This window comes from Cobetia sp. SIMBA_158, from assembly GCF_046566945.1.
GTDB classification, from domain to species: Bacteria; Pseudomonadota; Gammaproteobacteria; order Pseudomonadales; family Halomonadaceae; genus Cobetia; species Cobetia amphilecti.
Genome location: NZ_JAWJYL010000672.1, coordinates 1 through 256, shown reverse-complemented (window position 1 = coordinate 256; position 256 = coordinate 1). Strand labels below are relative to the sequence as shown.

Here is a 256-nt window from a genome sequence, read left to right as displayed (position 1 = left end):
ATCGGGGTACTCCTGCGTATACTGCACATCTAAGAGCAGAACGGGGTCTATCCAGTCAGATCACACAAACCTACCCTGCTTGGCCTCGTCATAATCCTCTGGGACAACGCGGATCTGAAGATGCGTCGGTGAAAGTTCTGACTCGTAAGCATACCTCGACGTACTCTGCAGCTCCTCAATATAGATGCTTTCGAGCACCTCCAACTCCTCCGATAGCACCTGCTCATGCTCCTCCGCTGACACCATCTCGACAGAC

At 52.7% G+C, this 256-nt stretch carries 1 protein-coding gene; it reads right to left on the bottom strand.

Annotated elements, in window-relative coordinates:
• Positions 1-60: 60 nt before the first annotated feature.
• Positions 61-256, bottom strand: a 196-nt coding sequence (locus R2R70_RS21515) for a hypothetical protein (RefSeq protein WP_410979127.1), incomplete at its 5' end; no start/stop codon positions are given.